Source organism: Moraxella catarrhalis (genome assembly GCF_001656295.1).
Lineage (GTDB): Bacteria > Pseudomonadota > Gammaproteobacteria > Pseudomonadales > Moraxellaceae > Moraxella > Moraxella veridica.
Genome location: NZ_LXHE01000022.1, coordinates 20218 through 36270 on the forward strand (window position 1 = coordinate 20218; position 16053 = coordinate 36270).

At 43.4% G+C, this 16053-nt stretch carries 12 protein-coding genes; 9 read left to right on the forward strand and 3 right to left on the reverse strand.

The annotated features are described in order from the left end of the window. Window positions 1-71: 71 nt before the first annotated feature. The 7 genes from AO382_RS08820 (at window position 72) to AO382_RS08850 (ending at window position 7749) form a co-directional block, all read left to right on the forward strand. On the forward strand, window positions 72-908 hold the full coding sequence (locus AO382_RS08820) for a formylglycine-generating enzyme family protein (protein ID WP_064604795.1): 837 nt from the start codon (window positions 72-74) through the stop codon (window positions 906-908). Between the two features lie 149 nt (window positions 909-1057). Further along, a complete protein-coding gene (locus AO382_RS08825) occupies window positions 1058-1759 on the forward strand; it encodes an SCO family protein (protein WP_064620290.1) in 702 nt (233 codons plus the stop codon). A gap of 292 nt (window positions 1760-2051) precedes the next feature. Next, window positions 2052-3083 carry a phenylalanine--tRNA ligase subunit alpha gene (gene pheS, locus AO382_RS08830; RefSeq protein ID WP_064620293.1) on the forward strand — a complete coding sequence of 344 codons (1032 nt, stop codon included), beginning with the start codon at window positions 2052-2054 and terminating at the stop codon, window positions 3081-3083. Between the two features lie 54 nt (window positions 3084-3137). Further along, complete coding sequence (pheT, locus tag AO382_RS08835) at window positions 3138-5534, forward strand: phenylalanine--tRNA ligase subunit beta (protein ID WP_064620296.1); 2397 nt, start codon at window positions 3138-3140, stop codon at window positions 5532-5534. A gap of 148 nt (window positions 5535-5682) precedes the next feature. Further along, on the forward strand, window positions 5683-5979 hold the full coding sequence (locus tag AO382_RS08840; RefSeq protein WP_064604803.1) for an integration host factor subunit alpha: 297 nt from the start codon (window positions 5683-5685) through the stop codon (window positions 5977-5979). Window positions 5980-6191: 212 nt separating this feature from the next. After that, window positions 6192-6452: a type B 50S ribosomal protein L31 gene (locus AO382_RS08845; RefSeq protein ID WP_003669998.1), complete on the forward strand. Its 261-nt coding sequence runs from the start codon at window positions 6192-6194 to the stop codon at window positions 6450-6452. Window positions 6453-6780: 328 nt separating this feature from the next. Then, window positions 6781-7749, forward strand: coding sequence for a cell division protein ZipA C-terminal FtsZ-binding domain-containing protein (locus AO382_RS08850; RefSeq protein WP_064620299.1), 969 nt, complete (start codon window positions 6781-6783; stop codon window positions 7747-7749). 48 nt (window positions 7750-7797) lie between these two features. Here AO382_RS08850 and mutM read toward each other — a convergent pair whose 3' ends face one another. Beyond that, complete coding sequence (gene mutM, locus AO382_RS08855; protein ID WP_064620300.1) at window positions 7798-8706, reverse strand: bifunctional DNA-formamidopyrimidine glycosylase/DNA-(apurinic or apyrimidinic site) lyase; 909 nt, start codon at window positions 8704-8706, stop codon at window positions 7798-7800. Window positions 8707-8735: 29 nt separating this feature from the next. Then, the gene (locus tag AO382_RS08860) at window positions 8736-11102 is read right to left on the reverse strand and encodes a RelA/SpoT family protein (protein WP_064620301.1); all 2367 of its coding nucleotides are present in this window, start codon (window positions 11100-11102) and stop codon (window positions 8736-8738) included. Between the two features lie 684 nt (window positions 11103-11786). Between AO382_RS08860 and AO382_RS08865 the strand changes: the two genes are divergently transcribed. After that, a complete protein-coding gene (locus AO382_RS08865) occupies window positions 11787-13532 on the forward strand; it encodes a DEAD/DEAH box helicase (protein ID WP_064620305.1) in 1746 nt (581 codons plus the stop codon). 56 nt (window positions 13533-13588) lie between these two features. Here AO382_RS08865 and rlmD read toward each other — a convergent pair whose 3' ends face one another. Further along, window positions 13589-15079, reverse strand: coding sequence for a 23S rRNA (uracil(1939)-C(5))-methyltransferase RlmD (gene rlmD / locus AO382_RS08870; RefSeq protein ID WP_064620310.1), 1491 nt, complete (start codon window positions 15077-15079; stop codon window positions 13589-13591). Between the two features lie 218 nt (window positions 15080-15297). Between rlmD and AO382_RS08875 the strand changes: the two genes are divergently transcribed. After that, window positions 15298-16020: a sulfite exporter TauE/SafE family protein gene (locus AO382_RS08875; RefSeq protein WP_064620312.1), complete on the forward strand. Its 723-nt coding sequence runs from the start codon at window positions 15298-15300 to the stop codon at window positions 16018-16020. The last annotated feature ends 33 nt before the right edge of the window (window positions 16021-16053 follow it).

Here is a 16053-nt window from a genome sequence, read left to right on the forward strand (position 1 = left end):
GATTATTAAAGCGAAATTATTAAAGTATTGTTAAAAGGTAGTTAAAAGATTTTGAATAAGGAGAAAGCCTGATGAGATTAACTCACACCAACACATTGGCTCACTTAACTGGGTGGGATAATGTCATCAGCTCTTTGGTTGTGGCTTTGGCAGCGTTTGTGTTATCACCCCAGCCCATCGCCCACGCCAAAACTGACACCAATGCCATGGCAAGCATCAAAGGTGGCACATATCGCCCTTTATACTTAAGTGAAGACAGCCCCATGGTAACCGTGGGTAATTTTCACATTGATAAAACACCCGTAACCAACCAACAATTTGCCAAATTTGTCGCAAACAATCCCAAATGGCAAAAACAAAACATCGCCAAGCTTTTTGCTGAACCTGACTATTTGGCTCACTGGCAAAAAACACGCCAAGGTTATTATCCAAACCCAGCCGATGTTGATAAACCTGTGGTGAATGTCTCATGGTATGCCGCCAACGCTTATTGTAAAGCTCAAGGCAAACGCTTACCTAAGATTGCAGAATGGGAATATGTCGCACAAGCGTCAACCACTCGCATCAATGGCAGCCAAGAAAAAGGGTATAACCAAACCATTTTAGACTGGTATACCAAATCTGCCACCATGCCATTAAAGCGTGTGGCCCAAAGCCCAGCCAACTACTGGGGTGTGTACGACATGCACGGCTTGATTTGGGAATGGACACAAGACTTTAACAGCAATCTGGTGTCAGGTGAATCACGAGCAGACAGCACATTAAACCAAACCATGTTTTGTGGTTCTGGTGCAGCAGGTGCACCCGACCCATCAGATTATGCCGCTTTTATGCGTTACGGCTTTCGCTCAAGCTTACAATCTCAATTTGCCCTAAAAAGCTTGGGATTTCGCTGTGCAAAAGATTAAAAATCAGCCATGCTTAGAGCCACGCTTAGACAAACGACCAGCAAAATTGCATAAAACGAGCCAATTGGTTACAATCAATTAAACAGTAATTTAAACAGTAACCACTTAGCATCTGTGGCAAAAAACGCCACATCAATCAGGAGCAAATCATGAAAAAACTCATCTTAGCCAGCAGCATTGCCCTACTTTTGAGTGCCTGCCAACAAACCGAACAAAAAGCCGACCAAACCGCCCATGATGGTGAGGTGGTCTCCACAGAACACGCCCATGAACACGCTGCCCATGGCGACGCACACGGACATGATGGGCATGGTCATGGTCATCATGAGCATGTTGAGTTGCCTGTGGCGGACACACCAGCACCTGCCTTAGAAGAGTCAGTATATCTGGTAGGAGGCGATTGGAAAGACCAAGATGGCAACGCCTTTGACTTAAACAGTTTGGCAGGGCAAAAACAAGTGGTTGCCTTTATCTTTACCAACTGTAAAGAAGTCTGCCCATTTATGATGCGTAGCATGAAAAACATTCAAGACAAACTGCCTGAAGAGGTGCGTGCCAACACAGGATTTTTGGTGGTGAGCTTTGACCCTGAGCGAGACACCCCAGCCGTTTTGAAGAACTTTGGTGAGCATTACAAGGCTGATGAACATTGGACTTTCTTAAATGGCAGTGATGATGATGTGCGTACGCTTGCCAACACCATGAATATCCGCTATCAACACGCTGAAGGTGGTATGATTAATCATTCCAACGCCATCATGGTATTAGATGAGCATGGCAAAATGATTGAGCAAGCCAATGGCACAAGCACCGCAGGTGAAGATGCTGTTGTGGCGGCGTTAAAACAATAAGCATAGGCAATATCAAACGATAAACCCAATGAATAAAATAACCAGTGTCACCGCTGGTTATTTTTTTGATAAATGATTGAGACATGTTTTTAATTATTTTCCACAAAATGACAACTTGGTATGATGGTTTTATTTTAATAAATCAGCCATTTTTGATGCTGATAAAAAACAAGGTCATGAAATGGTTAAGATCATGATATGAATAATCCAAATTGCTTGTTTACATTTTTGGGTGAATTATTTACAATGAGTCCCTTATCATCTTAGCAAATTAAAGAAAGTTGTGCTTCTTATGACCACCACGATACCTACTTTAGATCAGCCTTTGATCACGCTTAATGAACAAGATTTTTTGGCATTTGCAGACAGTGCAATTGCAGTGATTGAGACTGCAACCGATGAACGCACACTTCAAGAATTGCGTGTCAGCTTAAGCGGCAAAAAATCAGCCTTGACAGCATTGTCCAAGCAAATGGGTGCACTTGATGCTGACGCCAAAAAACAATATGGCGTGTATTTGCATGAGTTACGCACACATATCAACCAAGCCTTAGAGACTAAGGCAAAACAGCTTGCTACCGCTGCGATGAATGCTAAGCTTGCCAGCGAGCAAATTGATATTAGCCTACCTGCGCGTGGTATTTTAGCAGGTGGATTGCATCCGATTACCCAAACAACCGAACGCATGAAGCAGTTTTTTGTTCAAGCTGGTTTTAGCGTGGCGACAGGCCCTGAGATTGAGAGCGATTATTATAATTTTGAAGCACTTAATATCTCAAGCCATCATCCTGCGCGTGCGATGCATGATACATTTTATTTTGATGCACATTATTTGCTGCGTACACACACTTCAAGTGTGCAAATTCGCACGATGGAAAACAGTGAGCCGCCGATTCGCATTATTTGCCCAGGCCGTGTGTATCGCTGCGACTCAGACCAAACGCATTCGCCGATGTTTCATCAAATGGAAGGTTTGATGATCTCAAAATCAAGCAATTTTGCAGAACTTAAGGGGTTGATTCATGAGTTTTTGGATGCGTTTTTTGGCAAAAAAATGACGGTTCGCTTTCGTCCATCATTTTTCCCATTCACCGAACCATCCGCTGAGGTGGATATTTTGTCCGACAACGGGAAATGGTTAGAGGTTTTGGGCTGTGGTATGGTACATCCACAAGTGCTCAAAAACTGCGGTATCAATCCTGATGAGTATACTGGTTTTGCTTTTGGTATGGGCATTGAACGCTTTGCGATGCTGTATTATGGTATTGATGATTTACGCCTATTTTTCCAGAATGATTTGCGTTTTTTAAAGCAATTTAGTTAATATTATTTAACTTATTATTATTTAATTTTGATGAATTTATTACAGAGATAGCAAATGAAAATCAGTGAAAATTGGCTAAGACAGTGGGCAAATCCAAGCGTCGATAGCGAGACACTTGGCGAGCAGCTGACCATGGCGGGGCTTGAGCTGGACGGTGTTGAAACTGTTGCACCACCATTTAATGGTGTGGTCATCGGTGTGGTCACTGAATGTCAGCAGCACCCAGATGCCGATCGCTTGCGTGTTACTAAGGTTGATATCGGTAGTGGCGAGCAGCTGCAAATCGTCTGCGGTGCGCCCAATGTATGTGTTGGGCTAAAAGTTGCTGTGGCAACCATTGGTGCGGTGTTGCCCAGTGATGATCATAAGGGCTTTAAAATCAAAAAAGGTAAGCTTAGAGGTGTTGAATCACAAGGCATGCTTTGTGGTGCTTCAGAGCTGGGTCTTGAAGATGAGATTGATGGCTTGATGGAGCTTCCAAAGGATGCCCCAATTGGCGTGGATGTGCGTGATTATTTAAACTTAGATGCGAAGATTTTTGAAATTGCTATTACGCCTAATCGTGGGGATTGCTTAAGTGTATTGGGTTTGGCGCGTGAGATCGCTGCCATCAATCAGATGCCACTAGATCGTCCTGTGATCCAACCTAGCAAGGTGGTCACTGATACTGCTCCGAGTGTGCAAGTTTTGGATGCCAAGGCTTGTCCCAGATATTTGGCACAGCGTATTGATGATATTGATCGCACTTGGCCAACCCCCCAATGGATGACCGACGCTTTGATTGCTTCTGGCGTTCGAAGCCATAATTTTTTGGTGGATGTGACCAATTTTGTATTACTTGAATTAGGTCAGCCGCTACATGCGTTTGATGCTGATAAAATTCAAGGCGATATCATCGTGCGTATGGCACACTCTGGCGAGACGCTTGAATTATTAAACGAACAAGTCATCACCCTCAGCGGAGATGAGCTGGTGATTGCTGATGATGCTGGCGTCTTGGCATTGGCAGGCATTATGGGTGGTGCACGCTCAGCGGTCAGTGATGAGACAACCAGCATCGTACTAGAAAGTGCACATTTTGATCAGCTCACCATCGCAGGGCGTGCACGCCGTTTTGGACTGCATACGGATGCTTCTCAGAGGTTTGAGCGTGGTGTGGATTTTGCGTTGCCAAAGCTTGCAATGGATCGTGCTGTCAGTTTGATTGTTTCGGTTGCAGGTGGTAAGGTTAGTCAAATGACTACCGCCGAGCATTTAGATGCATTGCCTGTCAGACATAAGATCATTGTACCTGTGGATAAGGTATCAAAGCTTTTAGGTGTACATATATCCTCTGATCAGATGGTGGATATGCTCAATCGTCTTGAGATTGCAACCACGGTGGAACAAGACAGTTTGGTATGCCAAGTACCCAGCCACCGATTTGATTTAACAATTTATCAAGATATCGTTGAAGAGATTGCTCGCATGTATGGCTATGCCAATATTCATGCGACATTGCCAGAGCTTTCTGTGGATATGCGATATGATGATACGGCAGATTTGATTCAATCAGTTAAGCGATCTTTGGCAAATGCAGGTTATTACGAAGCGGTGAGCTTCAGCTTTAGCGATGCTAAAATTGAAGCACTGTTTGATGATAAAAGCCTAGGTGCGGTATTGCCACTTGCCAATCCCATCTCCAGTGATCTTGCGGTGATGCGTCGTACCTTAATGTCGAGCCTATTACCGATTGTTAGCTATAATCTGAATCGTCAGCAGTCTCGTGTCCGCTTGTTTGAAACTGGATTAAGCTTCGTTGGCGGTGATGTTGAGCATGTGGTTCAGACACCAAGCTTGGCTATGATTGCAACAGGCGAGCTGACTACTGAGCAAAGTCATGGGACACGCAAGATGGATTTTTATGATCTAAAGCGTGATATTGAAAGCCTGCTGCCAAATACTTTGGATAAAGCCAAAGTGACTTATGAACGCACGACTTTGACTTTCTTGCATCCAGGCCAAAGTGCTCATCTGATGATTGATGGCGAAGATTTGGGCTTCTTTGGTCAGCTACATCCAAGCATCTGTAAGGCTTTGGACTTGCCAACGGTGTGGGTGGCTCAAATGGATTTGGATAAGCTGATTGCACTTAACCGAAAATCAAACCCCATCATAGCACCAAGTAAATTCCCATCAGTTCGTCGAGATTTGGCGGTATTGGTGGATCAAGATGTCGCTTGGCAAACTCTTGAAAAAGATATTCGCAAGGCAGCGGGCAAATATTTGCAAGATATTTGGCTGTTTGATATCTATGTGGGTGAAACATTGCCCAAAGGCAAAAAATCGCTTGCTTTTGCGATGGTTTTTCAGGATCAAAATGCCACACTTGAGGACGAGCAAATCAAAGCAGCAGTTGATAAAGTCATTCAAAATTTGGCAGATAAACACGCTGCCTATCTGCGAGACTGACCCAAAACCGCCATAATGCCGACTTATGGCGGTTTTGAGTTTTAATACAAATTAATTTGCATTAAGTATATTATAAAGTGTAAAATAATCAATCTGCTATAAAATGCTGTATTATTTTTGGTAGCTGATTGATAAACAAGGATAAATCATGGGTGCACTGACAAAGGCGGATATGGTTGATGAATTGACCATTCGACTGCGATTGACACGCCAACAGGCAAGAAAATTGGTCGATGGATTTTTTGAAGAAATCAGTCAGGGTCTTGCCCAAGGTCATGAGGTCAAATTGTCAGGTTTTGGCAATTTTGAATTAAAAGATAAAAAACCCCGCCCAGGGCGTAATCCAAAAACAGGCGAAAGCGTTCCCATTCAGGCACGCCGTGTTGTCACATTTAAGGCAGGTCAGAAGTTGCGAGGCTGGATAGATAGCCAAAATGAAGGCTGAGCAGCTTGGATATTTTTCATCAATCCAACTTGCAAGCCTAATGGCTTTTTGTTAGAATATCTGCTTTATTTTCCCACTTAAGTTGGCTAATAACATAGAAAAGCATGGTGCGTAATGCCAAAGTTGGTTGGTGATGGCGTGGCTATGCTCCATCGTATGAGTATCATCAGCGATGCTTATTGGTGCTTAGGTTTATTGGATAGAGAGTTATCATGCGTAAAGACATTCACCCAGAATACCGTGAAGTATTGTTCCACGATACTAATGCTGATGTGTACTTTTTGACTCGTTCAACGGTTTCAACCAAGACAACTCGTGAATACGAAGGTCAAGAATACCCATATTTCCCATTGGATATCTCTAGTGCTTCTCACCCATTTTATACAGGCGAGCAGCGTAAAACAGCCAACGAAGGTCGTGTGGCAAGCTTTAACAAGCGTTTTGGTGCATTTGCAAGCCGTGGCAAAAAATAAGCCTTTATCAGCTATTTTTAAAATCGCTCTTCTTGAGCGATTTTTTTATTTCCAAACTAAGATGGTGTTATCATCAGGTTGGGCTGAGATGTTATTTTATGAGCGTATACTCAGGTACGCACGCATTAAATTGTAACAAATTTCTAGCTTATTCATGTAAAAGATGACGAAATCGTCTTAGTCTGATAAACTAATATAGAATACCTAAATTGTGCCTATTTTATGGCAATTTAGGGATATTTTTGTCATGTTTGAATAATTTTACGATTTTTAGATAAGTTTGCCCATCAATTGGAATGAGATGGCTGGGAAATAATTTGGGGTAGCTATGCAGTGGAGTGGTCTTTGGTTAATTTTAGCGTTGATGGTTGTGATTTTGGGCGTATTTTTTGTGATGCGTAATTTGCGTCGTAATAATTTGGCACCAGAATCTGAAGCCTTGGGCGTAAAAACCAAATATGGATTACCGATTATTCCAAGAGACGAAAGGGTCTTGCCGTCTAGAGTTGAGAGTTCAAATAAAAAAGTAGAGCCTGAAGATGCATTATCCAGTATGGCGGCTGCTGTGGCGGCTGCACCTGTGATGTCACAAACCTCACACGCACAAATGGTTGATAAGCCTTTAAAAGAGGATAACAAAGTAAATCAGGCTAATACGCAGGCAAAAATTGATGTAAATTCACAAGATCAAGATAGTATTCGCATCAATAATCCAAGTGACGGTCTGTCGCACGCTCAAGATTGGCAAGCGTATGATGATGAAAATCAGGACGCTGATTATGTGGTAGATATGACCTTTGATAAACGCTCGGCTGTGCTCGATGAGCATTTGGATGAACGCCGAGCTTTTGACCAAAATAATGACCCTTTGCTGAATGCAACAGAAACGGTGAGCGTTGCCATTATGCCACGCAACTCGTTTGCTGGGTTGCCAGGTCGTACCGTACTTGAAATTGTGCGTACATATGGTATGAAATATGGTGTTATGAATCTATTTCATCGCTATGAAAATGAAGATGGTACAGGTGATTTGTGGTTTAGTATGATGGGCGTTGGATATGAGGGAGTGTGTGCATTTGACTTAAACAGTTTGCCCGAATCCCATTTTATGGGGTTGACTTTATTTTTGGCACTACCGCATCCACATGCGTTAAGAGGATTTGACAGCATGGTCTCGGTGGCACATATGATTGCTCAGGACTTGTCGGCAGATATACTTGATGAGCAAGGTAATTTGTTTGATGATACTTATTTTGCGAAGCTTCGTTCGGTCGTTGCTGAGCATAACGCCAATTGATGACTTCTCCAAAAAACAGCCCAATCGTGGGCTATTTTTTTTGGCAAATTAATTGTTATTGCTTGGGTCATTGTAATCATGATAAGGCTGGCAGTTTGGACAATAGACGCTTGCCCGACCACTGATTTTGATATTTTCAAGCAAACTACCGCAAGTGGTACATGATTCCCCTTGCCTGCCATAGACGAGCAAGGTTTGCTGAAAATAACCCGTCTTACCACCGCCAACTGTAAAATCCCGAAGGGTTGAACCACCTTGGGCGATGGCACGAGCTAATATTTGTTTGATGTGATGAGTTAATCGTACCAGCTTATCTTCATGAACCAAATAGGCAGGCGTGAGCGGATGAATGCCTGACAAAAACAAACTTTCGGCGGCATAAATATTGCCCACGCCAACCACAACGGACTGATCCATAATCAGTGATTTGATGGGTTTATTTAAAGGTTTTTGATGAGATTTGGGACGCATGATGTATCTGATGAGATAGTTAGCATCAAAATCATTGCTCAAAGGCTCAGGTCCTAAGTGTGCCAAAAATCGTGCGTAGGTGTTTGGCTGATCGATATAATCATCATTGACGAGCCAAAGAATCATGCCAAAGCGTCTAGGATCATGATAATGTAAAGTAATGATTTTGCCATGAGAATCGGTAAAATCAATCAAGACATGATCGTGCTTGCGGGGTGGTTCATCGATATGCTGTTGTAAGCTGCCCGACATGCCCAAATGAATCAGTAAAGTTTTTTGGCGACTGTCATGTGCGTGATAAAAATCTAATAGTAAATATTTAGCACGCCGCTGTAGTTTGGTTAGGACAAAGCCAACCAAACTGTCCAAATCTTTGGCAATATCATAGCGTAAGCGTGGATGCCTGACTTGAACGCATGTGACAGTTTGACCAATCAATGGTTCAAGGCTTAATTTTGTCGTCTCAACTTCGGGTAATTCTGGCATGATAATTGGCTAACTTTAATAGGCTGATTTTAAGTGGTTGCACGGCGAGCATGTAGCACACTGGGCTGCTGTTCTATTTTGTTGAGTAGGCGTGATAAATGTGCAATGCCTGCCACCTCAACATAAAACTTCATATGACTGATTGCACCATCATTAAAGACAGTTTCAGCACGGTGAATATTGACTTTTTCTCGATCAATCACATGTACCAAATCACGCAACAGTCCGTTGGTATTTTGGGCTTCAACATGGATGACCACAGGCTGATAGCGTCCAAAGCTTTCTTGCCAGCGTGCGATCACAGAGCGATCTGGCTCACGCTCAATTAAGCGTAAATACTCAGGGCAACCATCATTGTGGATACTGACCCCGCTTGATAAGGTGATAAATCCAGCAATCGGTTCGCCATGTACGGGGTTACAACATTTTGCCAAATGTATCTCAACATTATCAAGGTCTTCAAGCTCAATTTTGTATTTATTGGGGCGAATCGGGTTTTTGATTTCAATTTTGGCTTTATCAGGCACTTGGGCGGTTAAATTAAGCTTTTGGGCGACCAAATTACTGATTTGTGTGACGGTAATATCACCAATGACCAACGCCACATACAGATCATCTTCATGTTTGACATTCAGATCGGTAAAGTACTCCGATAGGCTGATTTGATTGGGTGAAATTGATAAACGATCGAACTCTTTGAGTAATAACGCCTTGCCTGTTTCAATGTTTTTATCCCGATCTTGCTTATTGAACCATTGACGCAGTTTGGATTTTGCCCGTGTGGTATGGATATAGCCAAGCGATGCCATCAACCAATCACGATTTGGTTCACGACTGGATTTGGTGATGATTTCAATTTGGTCACCCGTTTTTGGCTGATAAGTCAGCGGTACATAGCGACCATTTACCCGTGCACCTTGAGCACGGTTACCCACTTCAGTATGCACATAATACGCAAAGTCAAGCACCGTTGCACCTTTTGGCAGCTCAGTGATATCGCCATCACGGCTAAACACATAAATCCGCTCGGCATTATCAATATCAAGCTCGATATCTTCTTCGCCATCTGCTTTTTCATTGCCCAAAAGCTGACGCAGTGAGCTGATTTTTTGGGTGAGATAGTCGTCCTTTTTGGCTTTGAGTCCTTCTTTGTAATTGACATGCGATGCCTTGCCAAGCTCTGCCTCAAAATGCATATCAAAGGTACGAATCTGAACCTCAAGTGTACGCTGCTCAGCGATGACTGCGGTATGTAGTGATTTATACCCATTGGGCTTAGGATTGGTGATGTAGTCATCAAATTGCTCAGGAATATGCCGCCATAAACCATGCACAATGCCCAGTGTATAGTAGCATTCGGCATTGGTATTGACCATCACACGCAAAGCACGAATGTCATAAAGCTGATCAAAAGAAAGATTCTTTGACTTCATCTTACGCCAAATCGAATAAATATGCTTGACACGCCCCGACACTTCGCCTTGGATACCTGCACGCTCAAGCTCTTGGCTAAGCTTGGATTGAACCAGCTGAATATAAGCTTCTCGTTCGCTGCGTTTTTCGGCAAGCAGACTTGCGATTTTTTTATATTCATCAGGTGCAAGATAGCGAAATGCCAAGTCCTCAAGCTCCCATTTAAGCTGAGCGATGGAGAGTCGATGTGCAAGCGGTGCATAAATGGTCATCACCTCTCTTGCGACTCTTTTTTGGCGGTCAGGAGGTGCAAAGGACAGCTCACGCATCGCAAAGGTGCGTTCAGCCAATTTGATTAGCACAGCACGCACATCATTGGTTGTGCTGATGAGCATGCTATAAATATTAGAAAGTTGCTCTCTTTGATTAGACTCAAAATAATCTTCAAGTCGTTGATTGCTCTCAATGCTTTCAGATAATCTGCCCATCGCTAAAGCATCCAGCACCAAATGGGCAATGTCCTCCCCAAAATTTGCCCGAATCGTCTGAATACTGACCAATTCACGGCGTGCTGTACGATAAAGCATCGCAGCGGCTAAGGCATTTTCATTTTGAAAAAGATACGCCAAAATATCCGCCATACCAATACCTGTGATATAAGCACCTGAGCGGGTGACATGGGGCTTGTTGGCATGGATTTGTACAAATTGGCAGGCTTGGCGTAAGATGGGCAGATCTTCTTTACCAATGCGAGCGGCAACATGACAAATCCAAGTCTCAATATCGATATCTGACACATTGATATCACAAGGGTTGGTCGCGCCACTACTGTGATCAATTGCACTAATGAGTTTATGATTGGCAAGCTGTGCCTTAAAATCTGGATGTAGCTGCTTGGCAACCAAACTGGCTGCCAAAGTTGCGCTATCCATGCTGCTGCTATTACCGCCCAACAAGGGTAGGCTGTCTCGTATCTGAACCACGGCAAATCCTTGTAAATCTAAAAAACAAATAATTTCAATGATTTCTAGGTTGTATTATTATAAATTGTTAAGTTAATGCATAAGCTATTATCGCACCTTGTCATCAAATTTTAAAGGACAAAAGCATAATTTTCAAACAAATCGTTATGCCAAAAAAGACAATCCTCATCTAAAGATACTTAATATCATACAAAATAGCATACAAAATCCCAACGCTAAAGTATCAACTCAGCCGACTGTGTCCATCTTGGTGTGTCTATACGGCTGTATATCATAAACCGAATCTGTTGAATTTTTATGAAATAAAACAAGCATTTGCCCAAAAGATATGCTATAATTATTTTTTGTGAATTGTTCACACTCGCTATTTGATGACATCGCACCGATATTGATACGGAATTTTCCGAGCGTTCTAGATTTTTATCAGTTCAATACAATCAGCTTTTGATTGATTATCTTAATTTACTGTCGCGATGATTTTGGCTTGTAAGACTTGGGGGATATACCCCTTTTTGATGAGTATTAGTCAAGCAACAGCGACAAACCTGCCACCACATTCAAAATGCCATTGATAAGATCCCAAGGCTTAAGCCCATCAGCTTAGCGACATTGGCGGTCTGTGTTATTTATTAAATAAATACATTTGCATTGGCTCATCAGCGGGGCATATCAGTTGAGATAATTATGACCGAATCAACCACCCAAACCACTGACAGCACCACCGAAAATTTTGTACCACAGTTTAGTGACTTGGGACTTAATAAACCCATCTTAAAAGCACTGACAAAAAGTGGTTATACCACACCCACGCCAATCCAAGCTCAAGCCATTCCACATGCTCTAAATGGTCGTGATTTGCTTTTGTCAGCCCAAACTGGCTCTGGCAAGACAGCAGCATTTGTTTTGCCTGTCTTGGATAAAATGAGCCGTAAGCCGACCATCGAAAAGCATGTACAAGCACTTATCCTAACGCCAACGCGTGAGCTTGCACTACAAGTCCAAGACAGTGTACGACGCTATGGCGATGGCATGCGTAATATGTTTAGCGTGCCTTTGGTGGGCGGTGCACCTTATGGCGGTCAGCTGCGTGCCTTAAAAAAAGGCGTACAAGTCATCATCGCAACGCCAGGCCGCTTGATTGACCATATGCGTGAAGGCCGTGTTGACTTATCAAAACTGGATATGCTGATTTTAGATGAAGCAGATCGTATGCTTGACATGGGATTTGCAGATGATATTAAAGAAATTCTACAAAACACGCCCAAGACACGCCAAACCGTGATGTCCTCAGCCACTTGGGATGGTGCGGTTGGTAAAATTGCTGAAAGCTTTACGGTTAATCCTGAAAAAGTTTCTATTAAAGTTGAGTCAGCACATATCGATGAAAGTGTGTATTATTGTGATGATTTTAACCACAAAAATAATATCTTGCTTCAAGTATTAAATAACCCTGAAATTAAGCAAGCGGTGATTTTTGCAGCCACAAAAATGTCCACAGAAAAATTGGCAGCGCAGCTTGTCGAAGCGGGTTTTAAGGCACGCTATTTGCATGGTGATTTGCCTCAAGGTAAACGAAATCGTATCGTTAGTGATATGAAATCGGGCAAATGTGATTTGTTGGTCGCTACTGATGTTGCTGCACGGGGCATTGATATTTCAGCCATTAGCCATGTGATAAATTATGATTTACCTCGTCAAGTTGAGGATTATGTGCATCGTATTGGCCGCTGTGGTCGGGCAGGTCGTACTGGCGTGGCGGTGAATTTATGCAGTATCGATGACAATCGTCAGCTTGAGCATATTAATCGTTATCTGAAGCGACAAATGAGCGTCTCAACCATCGAAGGATTAGAGCCACGCCGTAATTTTGGTATCCAATCACAAGAGCGTCGCCGTGGTCGCAGCAAGTCTCAAAACCGTACTCGCCAAGATGGTCGACAAAATTTTGAGCGTACTGAAAATAAATTTGGTAGCCGTAATCGCCATGAACATCGTCATGAGCGTTCATTTGAGGGCAAGCGTGAACGATTTGAGGATCGTGAACGCAGCGTTTATCGTCGTGAAAATGATGAAAATCATGAGCGTCGTAATAGTCGCTTTGAGGCTCGCTCTGATCGCCGTTTTGATAAAAACAGACAAGGTTATTATCAAGCTGATGGCACAGCTCGCCAAGATAAAAAAGCGTATACGCACAATTTTGATCGCCGTGACAACGATCGTAACGATACTCGATTTGATAAGCCTGCCAAAAAATTTGGCACACAAACCGACTTTGATCGTCCAAAACGCAACAAAGCATTTGGTGATAAAGCCAAGCCAAATACAGGTTTTGATAAATTTGGTGGTAAGTCTCGCCCAAAGGCAGCTGAAGAGATCTTTTTTGCCAAGCGACAAGATAAAAAAGCCAAGCGTAGATTTGGTGAATTTTAAGTCTTTTTAACCCAAAACACCCTCAAAGATATGTTTTGAGGGTGTTTTTTTGTGGTTTAAGCATCAATACGCTCAAATCGTGCGATGCTCTCAACATGGCCTGTATGGCTAAACATATCCATCACACCAGCATGTGTCAGCCGATAGCCAGCTTCTATGAGTGCTTTGGTATCTCGAGCCAGTGTGACAGGGTTGCACGAGACATAAACGATGCGTTTGGCATTAAATTTTGGCAAGTATGTCATCACCTCCCAAGCACCTGAGCGGGGTGGGTCGATCAAAAGTGCGTCAAAGCAATTATTGCCCGTTGCCCATGGCTGATCGCTCAAATCTTGGGTCAAATCTTTGGCATAAAATTCAGTATGGGCAATGCCATTGGCACAAGCATTCATTTTGGCGCGTTCGGTCATCTGCTCACTGCCTTCAACACCGACCACAAAACCACTTTCGCCAACTTGTCTTGCCAAGACTAAGCTAAAATTACCCAATCCGCAAAATAAATCCAGTACACGCTCACCTTTTTGTAGGTTTAACAGTTCGCTTGCCAAATCCATCATTTTTTGATTGACGGATAAATTAACTTGCGTAAAATCCAATGGCGAAAATTCATAAGTCAACTCAAAATTTGGTAGATGATAAAACAGACCACCTGTGGGTGGTACAGTCAGCGAAGTTGGACGCGCATCTTTGGTATCGATGCGATGTACGCTGTCTGCGCCTTTTGGTTGTAAGAACAGTTGCCAGTTGCGAGCTGCAAAAAATTGACGCAATTTCGCCAAGTCTTCATCATCAAGCTCCTGCATATGACGCACAATAACCGCAACCGATTTGATGCTGTCAGGCACATGTGGCAGTGTCTGCCCCATGGCAATCTCAAGCTGTGGAATGCTATCTCGTGCATTTAGGTCGGTGATGAGTGCTTTTAAATTTTCAAGCTCAAAGCCGATGCGTTTATCTAAGATATGGCATTCATTGAGTTCTGCCAAAAAGTTACTGGCGCGTTCACGAAAACCGACCAGTGCCGATTCTTTTTTGGCAACATAGCGTACACCCATGCGTGCTTTGGTACGATAGCCAAGACGGTCACCAACCAAAGGCTCAAGCCAAATATCAGGCTCGATGCCTGCTTGATGTATGAGCAGCTCTTTTAGTACGGATTGTTTGAAATCAATTTGAGCATCTGCCTGCCAGTGCTGTAGACTACATCCGCCACACACCCCAAAATGTGGACAGGGCGGCATTTGACGCTGTGGGTGGGCATGATTGACGACTTGTAAGGCATCGCCTTCTTCAAAATTTTTCTTAGAATTGGTCATCTTGACCAAGGCAGTTTCGCCTGGTAATGCAAAGCTGATAAAGACTTTTTTGCCTGCTTTATCAGGATTGTGGGTGGCGTTATCGGCGTCATAAACTGCCACGCCACGCCCATCGTGTGCTAAGTTTGTGATATGAAACTCAAGGGGTGGTGCATCTGCCAAACGCTTGCGTGCACGAGCGGTGGGCTTGCCTTTTTTGCTGGGACTTGCGATGAGTGAATGCGCTGTCATATGAAAAATATGCCTGTCGTTAGATGGGTGTTGGACTTGGGTTGTCATGAAAGCGATTTTGGCAAAATGATTCAATCATAAGCACCAAGCTAAGCCATGATAGACTTTAGTTAAACGCATATTATACCATAGCGTGCTTTGGCTGTGAATTTGATTGGGAAAAGGACGATCAGCGGTTATAATGATCCCATCTTTTATCAACACTCAAGGAATGCCCCATGAATGAGATGCTGCTTGCACTGGCCAGTCTGCTGACTTCGGTGATGTCGGGTATCGCAGGCATGGGCGGTGGGATGATTTTGGTGGGGCTGTTGCCTTTATTTTTACCGGCGGCGGTGATTGTGCCTGTGCACGCCACCGCACAGCTGGCAAGCAACGCCAGTCGCACTTGGTTTGGGCGGGAGCAGATGGATTGGCGATACATTCCGCCTTATGTGGTCGGTGCGCTGGCAGGCGTGGCGGCATTTTGGCTTGTCGTGCGATTTGTCAATCTTGAGTGGGTGCCTTTATTTATCGCAGCGTATATTTTGATAACTTTATGGGTGCGTCCAGTCAATCATTGGCTCAAACACCGTGAAAATTTTTATTTGATTGGTTTTATTCAAGTGGGCGTAGGCATGTTTGTGGGCAGCCCAGGACCTTTACACATGCCACTATTGACCAGAAAATACGAAGATACGCACACGGTCGTGACGGTCGCCTCGATGATGATGACCTTTTTTCATACTTTCAAAATTATCGCCTATGTGATGCTTGGTTTTGTGTTTATGGAATACTGGCAGATCATTGCCATTTTGGCGGTATCAGCGACAGCAGGGTCTTGGCTGGGCGTCAAATTACGCAAGCGCTTGCCCATGCCGTGGCTAAAAACAGCCATTCCTTGGATTTTGACGCTCATTGCTGTGCAGATCATCATCCGATTTATCGTGAAAATGGGCTGATTGCTTGCTATCAACTACAATCTTAAAACCAAA

What these genes read in the sequence shown, in the direction of transcription:
- pheT (WP_064620296.1), top strand. Translation starts at nt 3,138, where the DNA reads ATGAAAATCAGTGAAAATTGGCTAAGACAGTGGGCAAATCCAAGCGTC.
- AO382_RS08865 (WP_064620305.1), top strand. Translation starts at nt 11,787, where the DNA reads ATGACCGAATCAACCACCCAAACCACTGACAGCACCACCGAAAATTTT.
- mutM (WP_064620300.1), bottom strand. Translation starts at nt 8,706, where the DNA reads ATGCCAGAATTACCCGAAGTTGAGACGACAAAATTAAGCCTTGAACCA.
- AO382_RS08820 (WP_064604795.1), top strand. Translation starts at nt 72, where the DNA reads ATGAGATTAACTCACACCAACACATTGGCTCACTTAACTGGGTGGGAT.
- rlmD (WP_064620310.1), bottom strand. Translation starts at nt 15,079, where the DNA reads ATGACAGCGCATTCACTCATCGCAAGTCCCAGCAAAAAAGGCAAGCCC.
- AO382_RS08845 (WP_003669998.1), top strand. Translation starts at nt 6,192, where the DNA reads ATGCGTAAAGACATTCACCCAGAATACCGTGAAGTATTGTTCCACGAT.
- AO382_RS08875 (WP_064620312.1), top strand. Translation starts at nt 15,298, where the DNA reads ATGAATGAGATGCTGCTTGCACTGGCCAGTCTGCTGACTTCGGTGATG.
- AO382_RS08825 (WP_064620290.1), top strand. Translation starts at nt 1,058, where the DNA reads ATGAAAAAACTCATCTTAGCCAGCAGCATTGCCCTACTTTTGAGTGCC.
- AO382_RS08850 (WP_064620299.1), top strand. Translation starts at nt 6,781, where the DNA reads ATGCAGTGGAGTGGTCTTTGGTTAATTTTAGCGTTGATGGTTGTGATT.
- pheS (WP_064620293.1), top strand. Translation starts at nt 2,052, where the DNA reads ATGACCACCACGATACCTACTTTAGATCAGCCTTTGATCACGCTTAAT.
- AO382_RS08840 (WP_064604803.1), top strand. Translation starts at nt 5,683, where the DNA reads ATGGGTGCACTGACAAAGGCGGATATGGTTGATGAATTGACCATTCGA.